Origin of the sequence: Tropicimonas sp. IMCC6043, from assembly GCF_004146235.1 — a bacterium.
Taxonomy (GTDB): Bacteria; Pseudomonadota; Alphaproteobacteria; order Rhodobacterales; family Rhodobacteraceae; genus Tropicimonas.
Genome location: NZ_SELO01000007.1, coordinates 84,705 through 103,599 on the forward strand (window position 1 = coordinate 84,705; position 18,895 = coordinate 103,599).

The 18,895-nt window shown below is 64.7% G+C and carries 18 protein-coding genes; 8 read left to right on the plus strand and 10 right to left on the minus strand.

The features are described 5' to 3' along the window. Nucleotides 1-82: 82 nt before the first annotated feature. The 7 genes from EU800_RS09570 to EU800_RS09600 all read left to right on the plus strand — a co-directional run bounded on the left by EU800_RS09570 (nt 83) and on the right by EU800_RS09600 (nt 7,694). A complete protein-coding gene (locus EU800_RS09570) occupies nt 83-724 on the plus strand; it encodes a response regulator transcription factor (RefSeq protein ID WP_129631014.1) in 642 nt (213 codons plus the stop codon). A gap of 160 nt (nt 725-884) precedes the next feature. Further along, nucleotides 885-2,231, plus strand: a complete 1,347-nt coding sequence (locus tag EU800_RS09575) for an ABC transporter substrate-binding protein (protein ID WP_129631017.1) — start codon at nt 885-887, stop codon at nt 2,229-2,231. An 82-nt stretch (nt 2,232-2,313) separates the two neighbouring features. Next, the gene (locus tag EU800_RS09580; RefSeq protein ID WP_129631020.1) at nt 2,314-3,561 is read left to right on the plus strand and encodes a carbohydrate ABC transporter permease; all 1,248 of its coding nucleotides are present in this window, start codon (nt 2,314-2,316) and stop codon (nt 3,559-3,561) included. A gap of 1 nt (nt 3,562) precedes the next feature. Next, entirely contained in the window at nt 3,563-4,777 is a 1,215-nt protein-coding gene (locus EU800_RS09585; protein ID WP_129631025.1) for a carbohydrate ABC transporter permease, read from the plus strand. Nucleotides 4,778-4,781: 4 nt separating this feature from the next. Beyond that, nucleotides 4,782-6,035: a hypothetical protein gene (locus EU800_RS09590; protein ID WP_207209878.1), complete on the plus strand. Its 1,254-nt coding sequence runs from the start codon at nt 4,782-4,784 to the stop codon at nt 6,033-6,035. Then, nucleotides 6,035-7,087, plus strand: a complete 1,053-nt coding sequence (locus EU800_RS09595) for an ABC transporter ATP-binding protein (protein ID WP_129631028.1) — start codon at nt 6,035-6,037, stop codon at nt 7,085-7,087. The genes EU800_RS09590 and EU800_RS09595 overlap by 1 nt, the downstream gene beginning before the upstream one ends. A gap of 109 nt (nt 7,088-7,196) precedes the next feature. Then, a complete protein-coding gene (locus EU800_RS09600) occupies nt 7,197-7,694 on the plus strand; it encodes a MarR family winged helix-turn-helix transcriptional regulator (RefSeq protein WP_129631031.1) in 498 nt (165 codons plus the stop codon). Nucleotides 7,695-7,838: 144 nt separating this feature from the next. Here EU800_RS09600 and EU800_RS09605 read toward each other — a convergent pair whose 3' ends face one another. From EU800_RS09605 to purL, 8 genes are all read right to left on the minus strand, one after another. Further along, a complete protein-coding gene (locus tag EU800_RS09605) occupies nt 7,839-8,579 on the minus strand; it encodes a DUF1194 domain-containing protein (protein WP_242500456.1) in 741 nt (246 codons plus the stop codon). Next, nucleotides 8,566-8,994, minus strand: coding sequence for a VOC family protein (locus EU800_RS09610; protein ID WP_129631034.1), 429 nt, complete (start codon nt 8,992-8,994; stop codon nt 8,566-8,568). The genes EU800_RS09605 and EU800_RS09610 overlap by 14 nt, the downstream gene beginning before the upstream one ends. Before the next feature lie 81 nt (nt 8,995-9,075). After that, nucleotides 9,076-10,473 carry a surface lipoprotein assembly modifier gene (locus EU800_RS09615; RefSeq protein WP_129631037.1) on the minus strand — a complete coding sequence of 466 codons (1,398 nt, stop codon included), beginning with the start codon at nt 10,471-10,473 and terminating at the stop codon, nt 9,076-9,078. A gap of 10 nt (nt 10,474-10,483) precedes the next feature. Further along, on the minus strand, nt 10,484-11,485 hold the full coding sequence (locus EU800_RS09620; RefSeq protein WP_129631040.1) for a hypothetical protein: 1,002 nt from the start codon (nt 11,483-11,485) through the stop codon (nt 10,484-10,486). Nucleotides 11,486-11,613: 128 nt separating this feature from the next. After that, nucleotides 11,614-12,090: a dihydrofolate reductase gene (locus EU800_RS09625; protein WP_129631043.1), complete on the minus strand. Its 477-nt coding sequence runs from the start codon at nt 12,088-12,090 to the stop codon at nt 11,614-11,616. Continuing rightward, a complete protein-coding gene (locus tag EU800_RS09630; protein ID WP_129631046.1) occupies nt 12,090-12,923 on the minus strand; it encodes a thymidylate synthase in 834 nt (277 codons plus the stop codon). The genes EU800_RS09625 and EU800_RS09630 overlap by 1 nt, the downstream gene beginning before the upstream one ends. A gap of 98 nt (nt 12,924-13,021) precedes the next feature. Then, entirely contained in the window at nt 13,022-13,501 is a 480-nt protein-coding gene (locus EU800_RS09635) for a GNAT family N-acetyltransferase (protein ID WP_129631049.1), read from the minus strand. Continuing rightward, a complete protein-coding gene (gene purL, locus EU800_RS09640) occupies nt 13,501-15,660 on the minus strand; it encodes a phosphoribosylformylglycinamidine synthase subunit PurL (protein ID WP_129631052.1) in 2,160 nt (719 codons plus the stop codon). Before purL ends, EU800_RS09635 begins: the two co-directional genes overlap by 1 nt. 240 nt (nt 15,661-15,900) lie before the next feature. On the opposite strand from purL, the gene EU800_RS09645 reads away from it, so the two are divergent. Then, nucleotides 15,901-16,725, plus strand: a complete 825-nt coding sequence (locus tag EU800_RS09645) for a cyclopropane-fatty-acyl-phospholipid synthase family protein (protein WP_129631057.1) — start codon at nt 15,901-15,903, stop codon at nt 16,723-16,725. A gap of 19 nt (nt 16,726-16,744) precedes the next feature. Here the strand turns inward: EU800_RS09645 and EU800_RS09650 are convergent, their stop codons facing one another. Beyond that, the gene (locus tag EU800_RS09650) at nt 16,745-17,545 is read right to left on the minus strand and encodes a lytic transglycosylase domain-containing protein (protein WP_129631060.1); all 801 of its coding nucleotides are present in this window, start codon (nt 17,543-17,545) and stop codon (nt 16,745-16,747) included. Between the two features lie 264 nt (nt 17,546-17,809). Next, a complete protein-coding gene (locus tag EU800_RS09655; RefSeq protein ID WP_129631063.1) occupies nt 17,810-18,712 on the minus strand; it encodes a LysR family transcriptional regulator in 903 nt (300 codons plus the stop codon). Nucleotides 18,713-18,895 lie beyond the last annotated feature (183 nt).

Consider the following 18,895-nt stretch of genomic DNA (forward strand, 5'->3'; position numbering starts at 1 on the left):
GAAATCAGCAGCTTGCGATGGTGCTGCCCTTTTAGACAGTATACCGTTGCGCCGGTCGGGAGGGTGGAACGAGTGGGCCTGTATGACTGATAGCATGCCGGTGGTCTTCGTCGTCGACGATGACCAGGACATACGCACATCGCTGACCCGGGCGCTTGGTCAGCGCGGCTTCGAGGTGATCGCCTACGATTCGGCGGAAGCCTTCCTTGCCGCCTATGACGGCGAGCAGGCGGCCTGCCTCGTCCTCGATCACGGCATGCCGGAAATGACCGGCCTGGATTTACAGGCGCTGCTCAACGCGCAGGACAGCCCGCTCGCGCTGGTCTTCATCACCGGCCATGGCGGGGTGCCGGAATCGGTGCAGGCGATGCGGGGCGGTGCCGTGGATTTCCTCGAGAAGCCGTTCCGTCAGTCGGTTCTCGTGGAGCGGATCGAGACCGCCCTGGAGCTCGCCGAAACCAGGCGTGCCGCGCGAGAGTTGCGGCGCGGGATCAAGGCACGATTCGATCGGCTGACCGCGCGCGAGGAGGAGATCGTCGCGCGGATGCTCGCCAACCCGGCGGAGGTCTCCAGCAAGGAGATCGGCAATTTCCTCGGCATCAGCCCGCGCACAGTCGACCATCACCGTGCTCGCATCCTGGAGAAGCTCGAGGTCCGGTCGGTGGTCGAACTGGTCGACCTCGTGACCCGTCTCAGGGCCAGTGGCGGGATGGCCTCCCCCTGACACTGACGCTGCGCCAGTGCTGATTTCCGACATTGCGATTGACCCCGCGGAACTGCCGAAATACCGGGCAGATCGAGGATTTCCTGTTGCCCAAAACGATTTGAAGGCGTTTGCTAACGACCAGTAGACGTCAAAAAACGACACGATTGGGAGGGAAGATATGTCTCGTCACCCCGGATTGCTTGCCGGAACCGCACTCGCGCTTCTGCTGTCGGGTCTTGCTGCAAATGCCGATTCGATTCGTTTCTGGACCACTGAGGAACAGCCCGAACGCCTCGCGCGGCAGGAGGCGATGGCCAAGACCTTCATGGAAGAGACCGGCATCGAGGTTGAGGTAATCCCGGTCACCGAGTCCGATCTCGGGACGCGCGCCACGGCTGCCTTTGCCGCCGGAGACCTGCCCGACGTGATCTATCATCCGCTCTCCTATGCGCTGCCATGGGTCGAGGCGGGGATCCTGGACCCCTATGCGGCGACCGAGGTGATCGAGGCGCTCGATCCGGGCACCTTCGCGTCGGGCACGCTCGACATGGCCAGGACGGAGGATGGCTGGGCCAGCGTGCCTTCTGATGGCTGGACCCAGATGATCGTCTACCGCAAGGACAAGTTCGACGAGGCCGGACTCGAGCCGCCGAACACCTATGCCAACGTGCTCGCCGCCGTAGAGGCGCTGCACAACCCGCCGGAGATGTATGGCTTCGTCGCCGCCACCAAGGTGGACGAGGCTTTCATGAGCCAGGTGCTGGAGCATGTCTTCCTCGCCAATGGTGTCTCGCCTGTGGACGAGAACGGATTCGCGCCGCTTGACGAGGCCAAGACCACAGAGGTTCTCGACTTCTACAAGGCCATCGCCGAGGCCTCGCCGGCCGGCGAGCTCTACTGGAAGCAGTCCCGCGAGCTCTATTTCGACGGCAAGGCGGCGATGATCATCTGGTCGCCCTTCATCCTCGACGAGCTGGCCGGTCTGCGCGACGACGCGCCGCCGACGATCAACGATGACCCGACCTCGGGCGAACTCGCCTCGCTGACCGGGATCGTCACCAATTTCGCCGGTCCGTCCAATCCCGACGGCGCCGCATGGTCGTCGACCAACCTCTTCGGGATCACCGCGGATGCGGATACCGACTCGGCCGTCGAGTTCGTCAAGTTCTCGATGGACGAGGGATATATGGACACGCTGGCCATCGCGCCCGAGGGCAAGTTCCCGGTGCGCAAGGGCACCGCTGACGATCCGAGCAAGTTCGCCGATGCGTGGTCGAAGCTCGACGTCGGCGTCGACCGTAAGGCGCCGCTCTCCGATCTCTATGCGCCCGAAATGATCGACGAGATCGTCTCCGGGCTCGACGCGGCCCAGCGGTGGGGCGTGAAGGAAGGCCAGCTTGCGCTTGCGTCCAAGATGATCAACAGCCAGGCCATCAACCGGCTCGTGCGGGACTATATCGACGGGCGGGCGGATGCCGCTGCCACCGTCGCCGCGATGAACGACGAACTGGCCAAGATCCAGTGATCTCCGAGGCCCCGGCGCCCAACCGGGGCCCTTTCCTGCCGCACCGGCCGGCGCCGCATGCCGGCGAACAGCGGAGATGACAATGGCAACCGCAGTACCGCCCAAGGGGACGGGTCCTCTCGCCAGGCGCGAGGCGCGTCTGGCCTGGTCCCTCCTGGCTCCCACGCTTTTCAGCGTCGCGATGGTGATCCTCCTGCCGCTGATGGCGATCTTCTGGATCTCGTTCAAACCCATCGGCCTTGCAGACCTGCGCCCGCCGATACCGGTGGTGCGCGAGCAGCTGCGCGGCTCCCCCGAGGCGCCGGGCGACGCCGCGACGATCGAATACCGGTTGCGCAATTCCAGCCAGGAGGAGGAGATCCGCGGCGTCACGCTCAGCGATATCTGGCCGCCGGGCGTCACCGTCACCGGCGATCTGCCCGAGGCCTGTTCACTGACCGGCACCGAGTTCTTCTGCGATTTCGGCGATATCGACCCGAAATACAATGACCGCTTCCGCATCGATGTCGAATTTGGTCAGGCGTTTTTCGATTGGGGAGGCGACCCGGAGGAGAGCGAACCGGTGGTGACCGGCACCGCTACGAACGTGCTCACCAACGCCACCTTCACGATGGAGAATTTCGCCCGGATCTTCGACGGCTCCGAGTTCTGGTTCGTCTTTGGCGTCACGCTGACCTACACGATCTTCGGCACCATAGGCGCCCTGGTCGTCGGGCTCTTCGCGGCAATGCTGCTGAACCAGGATTTCCGAGGCCAGGGTGTCCTGCGCGGGCTCTATCTCTTTCCCTATGTCGCCCCGGTCATCGCCGTGGCCTTTACCTGGGTCACTCTGTTCGATCCGACCTCGGGTTCGATCAACGAGCTCTTGCAGCGCATGGGCGTGACCGAGGGCGGGATCAACTTCTTCGGCCAGCGGCCGCTGGCGCTGATCATGGTGATCGTCTTCGAGATCTGGCGCTATTTCCCGCTCAGTTTCCTCTTCATCCTCGCCCGGCTTCAGGCGATCGATGGCGACATGTACGAGGCGGCCGACATGGACGGCGCAAGCCCGTTCCAGAAGTTCTGGTATCTCAGCCTGCCGATGCTGCTGGGGATCCTGTCGATCCTGTTCCTGTTACGCTTCATCTGGACCTTCAACAAGTTCGACGACATCTTCCTGCTGACAGGTGGCAATGCCGGCACGCGGACGCTCACCGTCAATGTCTACGAACAGGCCTTCGCGGTTGCCAATATCGGCGCCGGTGCGGCGGTGGCGGTGGTGGTGTTCCTCTGCCTGTTGGTCTTCTCCGTCTTCTTCTTCCGCTTCATCAGCCGCGAGGAGGGGCTCTGACATGCATACCATCCGCAAGGGCGCCGTGATCGCGCCGGTAATCGGCCTGCTCTGGCTCCTGGTCATCGCCACGACGGTTGCCGTCGCGATGTCCTTTGCCACCGGCGCGGCCTTCCGGCCCGGTCTCGCGGGCTCGGTGCTGATCGGGGCGGGCATCGGCTACGGCGCCCTGCGCCTGCCGAATCGCTGGCTCCTCGCCGCTGCAGCGGCCGTCGCGTCCTTCGTGCTGACGCTGATCGGAGCCGGCGCCGTCCTGGTTGGCGAGGGCGTGTCGATCCTGTCCATCCTGATCGCATCGCTCCTGCTCGGCATCGGCGTCGGATTGCCGCTTGCCTCCATGCTCGGCGGTCATCCGGCGGGCGAGATGACTCGGCACGAATTCGAGGAAGTGGTGATCGGTTTTCTCACAGGCTTCGGTTATGTCTTCTTCACCGCGATTGTCATCATTCCCTTCTACGTGATGGTGATGACCTCGCTGAAATCCCAGCAGGCGCTGCTCGGCAACCCGCTCGATTTCACCATCGATCTTTCCCAGGGCTGGGGCCTCTTCCGCAGCTACGCGGAGCTTTTCCGCGATTTCCACTTCGGCACCTATCTCTGGACATCGTTCTTCGTCTCGGTGCTCACCGTGTTCATCACGCTGCTCTTCTCGGTCCCCGGAGCCTATGCGGTGGCGCGACTGCGCTTCAGGGGCCGCGCGGCCTTCTCGCGCTCGATCCTGCTGATCTACATGGTGCCGATGATCGTCGTCGTCCTGCCGATCTACATCGTCTATTCGATGACCGGCCTCCGGAACACGCTCTTCGGCCTCGTCCTGATCTATCCGGTCACCACCATCCCGGTCGCGCTCTACATGCTCCAGGGCTATTTCCGCGGTCTTCCGGCAGAAGTCGAGGAGGCAGGCCTGATGGACGGGCTCTCGCGCCTGCAGGTGATCTGGAAGATCACCATGCCGCTGTCGCTCCCGGCGCTCGCCTCGGTGTCTCTCTATGTCTTCATGATCGCCTGGAACGAGTTCCTGCTGGCCTTCATGTTGCTGGACGATCCGTCCAAGTTCACGCTGACCCGCGGCGTGGCGATGCTCAACTCCTCCGAAGTGCCGCGCCAGCACCTGATGGCCGGCGCGGTGATCGCCACCGTGCCGATCATGGTGCTGTTCCTCGGGCTGGAGAAGTTCATGACGCGCGGCCTGACAGCCGGCTCGGTGAAGGGGTAACGCCATGCCGCTGGAAGAGCTTGACCGCGCCGCCGAACAGGTCCTGCGCGACAACGACAGGGGCCGCTACACCGTCCCCACCGACATCCTCTATCCGTTCCAGTGGAACTGGGACAGCGCCTTCGCCGCCTGGGGGTTTTCGCGCTTTGACATCCCGCGCGCCTGGGTCGAACTCGAGACGCTCTTCGCCGCCCAGTGGGAGAACGGCATGGTGCCGCATATGATCTTCCACGAAGCGGCGCTGGGCTACTTCCCCGGTCCCGACGTCTGGGGCACCGGCCGCGAGCCGCCCACGTCCGGCATCACCCAGCCCCCCGTCGCCGCCACCATGGTGCGGGCGGTCTACCAGGCGGATCCCGGGCAGGGGCATCCCCATGCCGACCGCCTCTTCGAGCCGTTGTTGCGCTGGCACCGCTGGTTCATGACCGAACGGGTCGAGGACGGGATGGTCGCCATCACCCACCCCTGGGAGACCGGGCGCGACAATGCGGTTGACTGGGACGCGGCGATGGCGGCGGTCGATACCACTGGCGTCGCCGAATACAAGCGGCGCGACTTGGAACAGGTCGCGGCCGAGCAGCGCCCGACCAAGGCCGAATACGACCGCTACCTCGCCATGGTCTATTTCGGCCGCGAGTCTGGCTGGGATGAAGCGGCGATCCGCGAGCGCGGTCCGTTCCGCGTCGCCGATGTCGGCATGACCTTCATCCTGCTGCGCGCCTGTCGCGACCTCAGGGCGCTGGCCGACGTGCTCGGCCGCCCGACCGAGGAGATCGACGGCTGGATCGCCAAGCTCCAGGCCGGTGCGGGAAACCACTGGAATCCAGACGGTTACTACGACTCGCGCGACCTGCGCAGCGGTGACTTTGTCGGTGCGCTCGGCAATGCGGGCTTCCTGTGCTGGTATGCTGGGATCGACAACGACAGGATGCGCGCGCATTTCGAGCGGATCTGCGGACGTGTCCGGTATACGGTGCCTTCGCTCGACCCCGATCACCCGGAATTCGACCCGCTGCGCTACTGGCGCGGCCCGGTCTGGGCGGTGGTCAACGCGCTGGTCGGCATCGGGCTCGCCGAGGCCGGCCACGGGGCGCTGGCGGACCGGGTTCGCCGCGACACGCGGGCGCTGATCGAGGGCGCCGGTTTCCACGAATATTTCAGCCCGACCGACGGCACAGCGGCCGGCGGCGGGCATTTCACCTGGACAGCGGCAATCTGGCGGGCCTGGGCTTCGCCGCAGGCCGAGGGAGGGATCTGATGGGTGCGATCACGTTGAACGCGGTCGAGAAATGGTTTGGCGATGTGCAGGTCATCAAGGGTGTGGACCTGGAAATCGGCGACGGCGAATTCGTCATCTTCGTCGGTCCCTCGGGCTGCGGAAAATCCACCTTGCTGCGGATGATCGGCGGGTTGGAGGAGACGTCGCGCGGCAAGATCCTGATCGATGGCGGGGACGTGACCGACCACCCGCCGGCGAAGCGCGGCCTGACGATGGTGTTCCAGTCCTATGCACTCTATCCGCATATGTCCGTGGCCGAGAACATGGGTTTCTCGCTCAAGACCGCCGGCGCGCCGAAGGCCGAGATCGAAGCCAAGGTGAACGAGGCGGCAAGGGTGCTGAAACTCGGGCCCTTCCTCGAGCGGCGGCCGAAGGACCTCTCGGGCGGCCAGCGCCAGCGCGTGGCCATCGGCCGCTCGATCGTGCGTGACCCGACGGCCTTCCTCTTCGACGAGCCGCTCTCCAATCTCGACGCGGCGCTACGGGTCGAGATGCGCTACGAGATTGCCAAGCTGCACCAGACGCTGTCGACGACGATGATCTACGTGACCCACGATCAGGTCGAGGCCATGACGCTTGCCGACCGGATCGTGGTGCTGGAGGCCGGGAAGATCGCCCAGATCGGTTCGCCCAAGGAGCTCTACGAGAAGCCCGGCAACCTCTTTGTCGCGCAGTTCATCGGCTCGCCGAAAATGAACGTGCTGCCCTGCACGACCTCGGACGGCCGATTCCATCTCGAGGGCGGGCGCGGCGGCGAGTATGCGCTCGGCGCGCCGGCGGCGCATATCGGCGTCCGGCCCGAGCACATCGCCATCGGTGCAGCGGGCGAGGGGGCCTGCGACGGGGTGGTGGACGTGGTCGAGTATCTCGGCGCGGATACCTATCTCATCATCGATGCCGGCCCGCTCGGACAAGTGACAGTGCGGGTCTCCTCCGAGATCGGGCATCAGCCCGGCGAGCGCGTGGGGCTTGTCTTCGATCCGAAGTGGCAGCTCTTCTTCTCGGCCGACGGTCTGGCGGTCACGCAGTAACGAACGACGCCCCGAAAGGTCCGGGGAAAAGAAACACAGCCGGCTTTACCGGTTGTTTGGACTTTATGGCCTACTACTGCGCTGACCCAGGAGGCAGACGGAGGCCAGGATGAGCATTCACAGCAGTGTCGCGCCCGGACGTGGTCACGGGTTCATGGCGGGATACCTCGACACCCTGGCTCTCGTGGAGCGGCTTCACCGACTTCTTCTGGACGTGATCAAGGACGAGTTCGAGCGCATCGGAATCCTGGATATAAACGCTGTGCAGGCGCTTCTCCTGTTCAATATCGGCGAAAACGAAGTGACCGCGGGCGAGCTGAAATCGCGCGGCTATTACCAGGGGTCGAACGTGTCCTACAATCTCAAGAAGCTGGTCGAGACGGGATACATGCATCACCAACGCTGCGAAATCGACCGGCGCGCGGTTCGGGTGCGTCTGACGGAGCGGGGCCGGGAGATCCGCAGGATCGTTGCCGAGCTCTTCGAGCGGCATGCCGAGGGGTTGGTCGAGCGCGAGATCATCACGCTCGCGGGGTTGGAGGACATCACCACGGCGCTCCGCCGGATGGAGCGCTATTGGGCCGACCAGATCCGCTACATCTACTGAGCGCAAATTGGCCGGGGCGTCGCGGGATTCGTAGCTGCGGGTCGAAATACCGTGCCTGCGAAGCGATGAAATTCAGCGCCGCCTCTCAGCCTCTGGGACGCACCTTGAACCGGAAATGGCGCGGTCAGCGAACTGGGACTGTCGTTACAGCGCGTTCTCACTCAGCACGATGACCTGCAGTTCTTTCAGCAGCTTCCGTTTCATCGCGGTGGCGTAATCCTCGTAGCCATCAGCGACCTCGAGGAAGGCCTCAGGGCCGCGCAGCACATAGGCGCGGAAATAGCCAGTGAGCTCGTCAGTTTCCCGCTTCTGCGACTGCGGCGCAGCAGGGCGATGCGTCGCGATCACAAGAGCGTTCACGATCGTGCTGCCAAGCGCCTCGCTGCCGACATCCTGCGGGCGGGGGCCGTCGTTGTTCTTTCCATCGCCCGAGACGTCGAGCACTCGGCGCGCGCAGGGCGGGGCGGTGGCGTGGCGGGCCGCGGCGAAGAGCATCGCCGCGCCAAGGCCGGTGCTGACCGGCATCTCCTGCCGCTGGGTTCCGCGCAGCCGTCCGGCCAGCGCCGCGATGTGCGCGTCCGAAAGAATGAATTGCCAGTCGCCAAGCAGCCGTTGCGCATCGCGGCCGCTCCACTCGTAGACGCTGAGCGCGACCGGAGCCGCCGGCATCGCCAGTAGCGCAGTCCGCACCTCGGGATCCTCGAGGGCCGCGGCGAGCCCGTCGAGTTGCAACCGGTATTCGCGGGTATCGACCGAGCCCGAGACGTCGAGCGCCAGTTGCAGCGACAGCCGGCAGGGCGTCTCGGCCCACACCGGCGCTGCGGCGAGGAGCCAGGCGAGGGCGCCGGCCCGCGACAGCCCCCTTATGACCCTACCAGTGGCCAATGTTCTCCATGCTCGCCCAGGGCTCGGCCGGCGGAAGTGCCTCGCCGTCCTGCAGAAGCTCGACCGAAATGTTGTCCGGCGAGCGCACGAAGGCCATGTTCCCGTCGCGCGGCGGCCGGTTGATGGTGACGCCGTTGTCCATCAGTTTCTGGCACATCGCGTAGATGTCCTCGACCGCGTAGGCGAGGTGCCCGAAATGGCGGCTGTCCGATGGCAGGCCATCGTCGCCGTCCCAGTTATAGGTCAGCTCGACCGGGCATTCCGGCTGGCCGGGTGGCGCCATGAAGACCAGCGTGAAGCGGCCGCCTTCACTGTCGCGGCGGCGCACTTCCTCGAGCCCGAGCAGTTTGTAGAAGGCGATCGAAGCGTCGAGATCCTTCACCCGGACCATAGTGTGGAGATATTTTACTTTCATTCGGTCAAGCTCCCGCAATTGTCTGGCCGCAGGCTAACGTCGAACGCGCTGGTGGGAAACGCCTGTTTCGCACGCAGCGGCTCAGAAATTTGACTGGAAACCGAAGTTCACGCCGGCATCGACCGTGTCGTAGCGGTCGTCGGTAGAGCGGGTTTCGGAATAGAGGACGGCCATCGTGGGCGAGAAGCCGTAATAGTCCACGTCGTCGAAGACGAAGCGGACGCCGACCGAGCCGCTCAGGTCGACCCGCTCCTTTTCGGTGTAGACGATAAAGAAGCCGCGGGTATCGAGGGTCGGGAAGTTGTCGTAAGTCTGCTTCTCGAGGCCGAGTTCCAGCGTTGTCCGCGCCATCGCGATCTTCTGCGGCAGGGTGTAGCCGATATTGCCGAGCACTCGGGTGTAGTCGAGCGAGCCGGTCTCGGAGTTGCTGTCCTTCACCCCGAGCGAGAATCTCAGGTCGGCGCCATTGTCGAACTCATGCAGCAGGGTCGCACCGGCGTGGAGCGACCGTTGGGTCGCGCCGTCTGTAATGCGATAGAAATGCTCGCCGCCGGCGCTGAAGCGGAGCTGCGTGTCCTCGCCGAGCACGAAGGGACGCGCGATCGCGGAGCGCGTATAGCGCGAATAGTCTTGGCCGCCATACCATCCGCGACCGTAGAGAAGCGAGACCTCGAGCGGCGTGGTCCAGCTTTCGGGCCGCCAGAGGTGGCGCAGGCCGACGGCGACGGAGCTGTAGGCGAAATCGCTGCCCTTTGCGTCCGGCGCGATTTCCTTGGCCTCGTCGGAAAGGGTGTAAGTCTGACCGAAAAGGTGCAGGCCGATGTCGGTCTGATGGGTTTCGCTTTCAGAGAACCGGTAGCGCGTCGTCACGCCGCCGGACCAGGAGACGCCGGAGAGCGCCTGCGCGGATCCGCTGAGCACGATCCCCTGGAGCCCGCCATAGCTGATCTTGTCATGCACCGAGCCGTCATTGACATTCGACGTGGGCGCGACCGAGAAGCTCAACTGGGTGTTCCAGGGGTTGCGGCTGCGCACATATTTGAAATCGCGGATGGCCCGGTCGCGAGCGGCGTCGTTCGGTGCGTTCTGGCTCGCCACGCGCAGCCAGTATTGCGCACGGGTACGCGCGCCGAGAGACGACAGGGCCTGGGCCCGGGCGAGGGCGGCGGCATAGGTTTCCTCGTCGCGCTCGGCGAGGCTATTGGCCTTCTTCGCGGTTTCGAGCGCGGCGTCATAGCCCCCAAGATCCCGCTGAGCGCGGGATTTGAGCACGAGCGCCTCGATGTCCTCGGGGTCCCGGGCGAGTAGTGCCTCGGCCAGCGCGAGCGCCTGCGCCGGGTTGGCAGTGTCGAGCGAGAGCGCCGCGGCGTTGCGCATCTCCTCTGGCGTGAGCGTGACGCTTTCGGCCCAAGTGGAATGGGCGCCTCCCAGAAACAGGGAGGCGCCCAGAGCGAGTTTGAGCAGGTGGCGGCGCACCATTCCCGGCTGCCTAGCGATAAAGGATGAAGCCGCCGGTTTCACGGGCCGTGACGCCTTCGAAGCGCGGATCTTCGGATTCCACGACGATGACACCGACAATCTCTTCGGCATTCTTGCCGGAGACGATGGCATAGTAGTTTCCGCCCTCGTATTGCTCCAAGGCACCTTTGTCATTGTAGTAGGTCGAGGTGACTCCACCGGAGATTTCGCCCGCCTCGGTCGTAACACCGGGGCCGATCTCGAATACAAGCGAGGGCAGGGCAGTGGCCCCTTCGATTGCCCCGACGATCTGGTCGGTGATGTCCGTCCCGTCCATGGCATAGACCCGGCGGTTGAAGACCCTACCCTTGACGGCGTCGCCGTCGTTGAAGTCCTCGAAATCGATGTCGACGGTCATGTCGCCGGTTACGTATTCGAGATCGCCGCGTGCCTTGAAGTCACGCAAGCCGGCATAATCGCCCGCATAAGTCGCCTGACCCGCTGTCGGCAGGGTGACGGAGCCGTTCCGGGCATAGAGGAAGCCGCCGAAGCCGTAATCGATATAGGCACCGGTGCGGACGATGGCGAACTGGGTCTGGCCGGTGCGGGAGACGCCGTGGATCGCCTTGTAGGGCGTAAGCTGCGAGATCGGCTTGCCGGTCATCGAGTCGTAGAAGGTGTCGGAAGCCTCATAGACCCGGTAGGACCCAAGCGAGGCCACCTGATCGTCGCGCTTGTAGACGTTTGCCGCATCGAAACCGAGGTTATCGACATAGAACGTGTCGGTGGAGGAGTCGTAGGACACGCTCTGCGCATAACCGTTGCCCGAGGTGTCGTCCTGTTCCTCGTATCGGGTGATGCTGCCGTCTGAGGTGGGGTTCTTTGTTCCGGGAAGAACGGTCTCTTCCTCTTCGGATCCCCCTCCGTCCGTTTCTTCCTCGCCCGGTCGGTTGACCGGATTCGTGCCATCGCCGTCGCCGCATGCCGCAAGCATGCCGAACAGCGCCAGGAGTAGCGCCAGATTCTTGGTCATTGAACTGCTCTGCCTCGAGTTGTTTTGCCCAATCGTGCGCAAACGCAAGATTCTTTGTCAACATTCAAGGTTCGCTCGGGCGAACTCGTCCCGGCGCTGTGACTCATATGCTCGGACGCGCGGGGAAATCAGCGGCGGATCAGTTCGTGGAGGATGCAGCGCGGAGCCTCGAGTCTGAGGGGCACGGTGGCGAGGCTGCGCCAGCCGGCGGGATCGAATTCGGGGAAAAAGGCGTCCGCGCCGTCGATCTCGAGTGCGACTTCGGTGATCAGCAGCCGGTCCGCCTGTGGCAGGAGACGGCGGTAGATCGCTTCGCCGCCGATGCCGTAGACCCGCCGGTACCCTTCCGCGAAGGCGCGCGCGACGGCGGCCTCGGGCGATGTGACGACATGCTCGGCGATCTTCGGATGGGACGAGACCACGAGGTTCAGCCGGTGTTTCAGGGGCCGCACCGGTAGGCTCTGCCAGGTCCGCCTTCCCATGACAAGCGCCCCGCCGAGGGTTTCGCGCTTGAAGAAGGCGAGGTCCTCGGGGGCATGCCAGGGAATCGTGCCCGCCTTGCCGATGGCGCCGTCGCGCGCCCGGGCGACGATCAATGTCAGCATCAGACGGCCACCGGCGCGCGGATTGCCGGATCGGGGTCGTAGCCGGTGATCTCGAAATCCTCGTAACGGAAATCGAAGAGCGAGGGCACGTCGCGGGTCAGGCGAAGCTGGGGCAGCGGTTTCGGGCTGCGCGCGAGCTGGGTTTTCACCTGTTCCATGTGGTTGGAATAGATATGGGCATCGCCGATCGTATGGACGAAATCGCCCGGCGCGTAGCCCGTGACATGGGCGAGCATGACGAGGAGCAGGGAGTAGGAGGCGATGTTGAAGGGCACGCCGAGGAACATGTCGGCCGAGCGCTGGTAGAGCTGGAGATGGAGCCGGCCCGCAAGGATGCGTACCTGCCAGAGCGTGTGGCACGGGGGAAGCGCCATGTCGGGCACGTCGGCGGGGTTCCAGGCGGAGACGATGAGGCGGCGGGAATCCGGGGTCCGGCGGATCGACTCCACCAGCTCGGCGATCTGGTCGACCTCGCCGGCAAAGAAGAGCGGGCGGCCGTCGCGGCTCTCGCCGGCGGGCTCGAGTTTGGGGAAATGACGCCATTGGTGGCCATAGACCGGGCCGAGATCGCCGTTCTCGTCCGCCCATTCGTCCCAGATCGAGACGCCGTTCTCCTTGAGGTAGCCGATATTGGTGTCACCGGCGAGGAACCACAGCAGTTCATGGATGATCGATCGCAGGTGCAGCTTCTTGGTGGTGACGAGCGGGAAACCGTCGGAGAGCCGGTAGCGGCATTGCATGCCGAAATGCGAGATCGTTCCGGTGCCCGTCCGGTCGGTGGACTCGTGGCCGTGTTCGAGGATGGTGCGCAGGGCGTCGTGATACTGCTGCATGGGGCCTCCGCTTACATTTCTCTGGGCGTGGCAGGCCGAATCCGGCCATGCACCAGGTTTCTTTCGCTATAGCCTGCCATAGGGGTGGTTTCAAAACTTCATGCGCGCGGGTGCCACTCGGAGCGCAGCATCGAGAGCACATCGAGATCTGCGACGTCGCCCGCCGGGCGGCGCCACCTGGCGCGCAAACGCCCTTCATGAGAAAAACCCGCCTTTTCATAAAGATGCCGGGCGCGGGGATTGTCGGAGACGACATCGAGCCAGAGGCAATCGGTACCCAGCACGGAAAACCCGTAGTCCCGCAGCGCCTCGACAAAACGAAGCCCATTGCCGTCTCCGGGATGCGCAAGCGCAAGGCGCCGCAGTTCCAGCCGGTTCGCAGGGTTGCCGCGTTCGCAGAAAAGCGCGAACCCTTCAGCTTTCTTGCCCAGTTCCCAGATCACGAGCGCGTAGTCGGGATCGGCGAGATAGCCGGAAAGGCAGGCCTCATCCACGTCATCAATGAAGCGGGCATTAGCGGGAGTCCCTGCAACGGAGCGGATAAAACCGAAATCCTCTTCTGTTGCCGGGCGGAGCATCAACCAACCGACGCTGCGAAAGCGCCGCGATAGAGCGCCGTAAGCTCGGCAAGCGGGGCTTCCGACGAGCCGAACCGGACCATCTCGCCGGCGAAGCGGCCGACGGTGCGAAGAGGCACTCCGGCCTGTCCGGCTGCGACCATCAGTGCCTCGGCCTTGTCATAGGAGCAGGTGATGAGGTAGCGGCCCTGGTCCTCGCCAAAGAGCGTTGCCGTGTCGGCCGGATCGAGGATCACGCCGACGCCGGCGCTCTCGGCCATTTCGAAGGCCGCGAGGGCGAGGCCGCCATCGGAAAGGTCGGTGCAGCCGTCGATCCAGTCCCGGTTGTCGTGGATGAACTCGCCATGACGCCGCTCGGCGACAAGATCGACAGCTGGCGCGTCGCCGTCTTCGCGGTTGAAGACCTCGGCGAGCAGGGCGGACTGGCCAAGATGGCCTTTGGTCTCGCCGAGGAGCAGGAGGACATGACCTTCGCGGGCGTCGCGACCGATCATGTGGTCCAGGTCCTCGATCAGGCCGATCGCGCCGATCGTCGGCGTCGGCAGGATCGGCTCGCCGTCCGTCTCGTTGTAGAGCGAGACGTTGCCGGAGACGATCGGCATGTCCAGAGCGGCGCAGGCCTCGCCGATGCCCTGAATGGCGCCGACGAACTGGCCCATGATTTCGGGTTTCTCGGGGTTGCCGAAGTTGAGGTTGTCGGTCGCCGCCAGTGGCGTTGCGCCCACCGCGCAGAGGTTGCGGAAGGCCTCGGCCACAGCCTGCCGGCCGCCCTGATGCGGGTTTGCGCGCACGTAGCGCGGGGTCACGTCGGAGGTGAAGGCCACGGCCTTGCGGGTGCCGTGGACGCGCACGATACCGGCCCCGGCGCCCGGCCTGCGCACCGTATCTCCCATGACCGACTGGTCGTACTGTTCGTAGACCCAAGACTTGCAGGCATAGTTCGGCGAGCCGATCAAAGCCTTCAACGCGTCGATCGCGTCCACTTCGGGAACCGGATCCATCTCCGGCGCGGGCGGGGTCTCGACCCAGGGGCGGTCATATTCCGGCGCAGAGCCCGCGAGCGTGGCGAGTGGCAGGTCGGCGACCACGGCCCCCTTGTGTTCGATGAGGAAGCGGTCCTCGGGGATCGTTTCGCCGACGATGGCAAAATCGAGCTCCCATTTCTCGAAGACGGCCTTGGCCTCGGCCTCCTTCTCTGGTCGCAGCACCATGAGCATGCGCTCCTGGCTCTCCGAGAGCATCATTTCATAGGCCGTCATGGCCTCTTCGCGCTGTGGCACGCGGTCGAGGTCGAGTCGGATCCCGAGGTCCCCCTTGTCGCCCATCTCGACCGCGGAGCAGGTGAGGCCCGCCGCTCCCATGTCCTGGATCGAGATCACGGCACCGGTGGCCATCAGTTCGAGGCAGGCCTCCATCAGCCGCTTTTCGGTGAAGGGGTCGCCGACCTGCACGGTCGGGCGCTTCTCCTCGATGGTCTCGTCGAATTCGGCCGAGGCCATGGTTGCGCCGCCGACCCCGTCGCGTCCGGTCTTGGCGCCGAGATAGACCACCGGCATGCCGACGCCGGAGGCAGCCGAGTAGAAGATGGAATCGGTCTGGGCGAGGCCGGCGGCGAAGGCGTTGACGAGGCAGTTGCCGTTATAGGCCGGGTGGAAGCGGACCTCGCCGCCGATGGTCGGCACGCCGAAGCAGTTGCCGTAGCCGCCGACGCCGGCCACCACGCCGGAGACCACCGACTTGGTCTTGGGGTGTTCCGGGACGCCGAAGGAAAGGGAGTTCATCGCCGCGATGGGGCGGGCGCCCATTGTGAAGACGTCGCGCAGGATCCCGCCAACGCCGGTCGCCGCGCCCTGGTAGGGCTCGATATAGGAGGGGTGGTTGTGGCTCTCCATCTTGAAGACGATCGCCTGACCGTCGCCGATATCGACGATCCCGGCATTCTCGCCGGGGCCACAGATGACCTGCGGTCCGGTTGTCGGCAGCGTGCGGAGCCATTTCTTGGAGGATTTGTAGGAACAATGCTCGTTCCACATCGCCGAGAAGATGCCGAGTTCGGTGAAATTCGGGTCGCGGTTCAGGATCCGCAGGATCTCGGCATATTCCTCGGGCTTGAGGCCGTGGGCTTCGATGATCTCCGGCGTGATGGCTGGCTCTTGCATGGCTGTCCCCTCATGTCGGCTGCGCTTTTAGGCCCTGGGGCGACAAAGGGGAAGAGCCGAGCCTTCGGCAAGGCCAACCGGTCGCATTCCCCGCAGCGCAGCAGGGATGGTAGGCACAGGGCACTTACAAAAACCGAGGCCACATATGCCGGGACATCCCGGTTCCGCAGGTGAGGCGCCGCTTCGCCCGGTCATGATTTGTAAGACGGCCGGCTTTTACCGGCCACAAGGACCATTCCCATGTTCGACATCCTGAACGATTTCACCGCCCGCCCGGCGCTCTTTGCCGGTTTCGATACCGCCGCGCTCTGGGCAGATCCGCATGTCGCGCAGCAAATGCTGAAACTGCACCTGGCGCCGGAGCACGGCATCGCCTCCCGCCGGCATGCCGAGATCGATGCCATGTGCCGCTGGATCGACGCCGAGATCGGCCTTGCAGGCACGCGCCTGACCGATCTCGGCTGCGGCCCCGGCCTCTATGCGCGGCGGTTTCACGCCGCCGGCACGCGGGTGACCGGGCTCGATCTCTCCGCGCCCTCGCTCGCCCATGCGCGGGAAGTGGCCTGTCCGGAGGGGCGCTTCGTCGAAGGCGACTACCTTCACGATCCGCTTCCGGAGGCTGATGTCGTGACGCTGATCTATGGCGATGTCTGCGCCATGCCGGAGGCGGCGCGGCATCGCCTCTTCGGGCGGGTTCGCGAGACGCTCCCGCCGGGCGGTCGGTTCGTTCTCGACGCTTTCCCGCCCGCGGGCTTCGACGCGCGGGAGGAGGGGGCGGAGATCGGTCGCAGGCTCGGCGACGGTTTCTGGGCCGCCGGTGATTATGTCGGGCTTCGCGCGACCTTCCTCTACCCCGAGGCGCTGGCGGCGCTCGATCGCTACCTCATCGTCGAGCCGGAGCGGCAGCGCGAGGTCTTCGCCTGGCTGCAATATCTCGCGCCCGCCCGTCTGGCGGCCGAACTGGAAGCCTGCGGTTTCGAGAGCGGCCCGGCGCGCGATGCAGTGACCGGCGCGCCCTGGGAGGGTGGCGAGCGGCCCTATGCTCTGGTTGCGCGCGCCCGTTGAGACCTGAGCGGCGCCCGGATCACCCGTCGATCTGGGCGCCCATCACGGCGAGGGATTGCTGGTAGACCGAGGCGGCGTTCCATTCCTTCAGCACGTTGAAATTATGCGTGCCGGGCTGGTAGCTCTCGCCCGGACGCCAGCCCTTCTTGCGCAGGTAGAACGCTGTGGAGGCGAGCGCGTCGGCCTGGTTGTTGAGGTCGACCCGGCCATCGCCATTGCCGTCGCGGCCATAGACATAGGCGTTGCCGGGCAGGAACTGGGTGTGGCCGAGTTCGCCGTGCTTGGCGCCGATGGCGTTGGGCGACATCATCCCTCGGTCGATCATCTTCAGCGCGCCGATCAGGTGCGGCGCAAAGAACTGCGGCCTGCGGCAATCATAGGTCAGCGTGGTCGTGGCGTTGAGCACGTTGGAATCGCCCATGAACCGGCCGAAGCCGGTTTCCATGCCGTGGATTGCGATAATCACCCCGGCGGGCACGCCATAGGCCTGTTCGAGCGAGGCATAGAAGCCCGCGCTCTGAGCCTTGCGTTGGCGCCCCTGGGCAACGATGACGTTGCAGCCGCGCACCTGGCAGAACTTCTCGTAGCTGTATTTGAAGCTCTTCTGGCCGCGATCGGCGTTGATCGTGGCCTGAGAATAGCTCGTCTGGGCGAGTGCCGACAGACCGCGCGCGCCGACGCCGGCCTTCGCGGCTTCCTGGGCGAAACTCTGTTTCCAGGCCTCGAACCCGGAGGCGTTGTTACCGCAACTGGCGGCGCGGCCCGGGCCGACAGCGGCGAGAGCGATCAGTGCGGATACAGCGAGAGTGCGAACAAGCATAGGAATCCTCCGGTCAAATCAGGGGAAGCATATTCCAAGCCGGAGGTTTTCCAAATGCCGCTTTTCCACCCGATCCAGACCTGAGCGCACAAAAAAAGGCCGAGAACAAGTCTCGGCCCAAGTCCAACAGGGAGGTAAAGACGAACAAAACCGTCCGTCGATAGTCAGGATGTAGAAATTGGAGGCGTTCTTATCAAGACGATTTTCGCCGCAACTGCGAATAGCGGTCATGCCTGTGTTGCATGAGCAACGAATTTGGAAGGCTCAGGCGCCCTCTTCATCGCTGCGCCGCCGCGCGGCCTGGATCTCCTCGACGACGAAATCGCGGAAGGCGGCGATGCGCTTGGATTGGCGCAGCTCCTCAGGATAGGCAAGGAAAACAGGCACTTCCGCGCTCTCGACTTCCGGGAGTACGCGGATCAGGTCCGGCGCGGTCTCGACGATGTAATTCGGCAGGACGCCGATGCCGAGATTGTTTATGACGCACTGCAGCACGCCAAAATAGTTGTTGACGTTGAGCCGCGAGGTCACGCCATGGCCGAGCAGCCATTGCACCATGGCCGCGCCAGCGGCGACCTGGGTGGAGCTGGCGCCCTGGCAGATGAGCCGGTGGTGCTGCATGTCGTCCGGTGTGGCCGGCGTGCCGTGCTGCGCGATATAGGCCGGGGAGGCGTAGAGGCGCATGCGGACGGTCATCAGCCGCTTGCGGATAAGATCGGCCTGGGACGGCTCCTTCATGCGGATCGCGACATCCGCCTCGCGCATCGGCAGGTCGAGCACGCGTTCCTCGAGCATCAGGTCGATATTGAGGTCGGGATACTTCGCGTAGAGATGCTCAAGCCTTGGCGCCAGCCAGAGCGACCCGAATCCGTGGGCCGTTGTGACCCTGAGCTCGCCGAAGACCTCTTCCTCGGAATCGCGAATCCGCGCCGAGGCTGCTTCGAGCCGCTTGCTCATGCCGGAGGTTGCCTCGAACAGCAACTCGCCCTGCTCGGTCAGGATCAGGCCGCGGGCATGGCGGTGAAACAGCGTCGTGTTCAGGCTCTCCTCGAGCGCCCGGATCTGCCGCGACACGGCGGATTGCGAGAGATGGAGGGAATCCCCGGCATGCGTGAGGCTCCCGGCGGAGGCCACAGCGTGGAAAATTCTCAGCTTGTCCCAATCCATATGAACGACCCGGCCTGTTGTTCGTGCAAGTTGCCTCGCGGGGCCTTTTGACATGGCTTGCAGGGAGATCAAATCCCCGTTGCGATAAAAAACCATTTCGGAACGGAGTGTCGCGATTCGGCACGCCCGGCGCAGGGCTGCCGCAGGCGCGCCATGGCCCCTCCCAATCGTCGCATCCGCGTC